Source organism: Rhodococcus sp. EPR-134, from assembly GCF_001647205.1.
Lineage (GTDB): Bacteria > Actinomycetota > Actinomycetes > Mycobacteriales > Mycobacteriaceae > Rhodococcus_F > Rhodococcus_F qingshengii.
Genome location: NZ_LVCT01000466.1, coordinates 1 through 277, shown reverse-complemented (window position 1 = coordinate 277; position 277 = coordinate 1). Strand labels below are relative to the sequence as shown.

At 60.6% G+C, this 277-nt stretch carries 1 pseudogene; it reads left to right on the top strand.

The features are described from left to right. Positions 1-133: 133 nt before the first annotated feature. A pseudogene (locus tag A2J01_RS36950) lies at positions 134-277 on the top strand (amino acid permease); the annotation flags it as partial.

Genomic DNA, 277 nt, shown 5'->3' with positions numbered 1-277 from the left:
CACTACTTCTGCGATTCCCCTACAAGCAAAGCACGGGAAGGCGGGCGACCTACGTTTGAAACCTCGGCCAATGGGTACATGACTGCTCCTGAGGTGGCGGCACGTCACCATGAAGACAGGATGAACCTTGCACATGCGACGCGCCGCGAGGGCCGAGAACGTGGACGAAACCGCACGCCGCGACGAAGGCGGCGGTACGAACACTCTGACCCGGGCGATAACCGGCCCACTCCTTTTCGTGTTCATCCTCGGAGATGTTCTGGGCGCCGGTATCTAC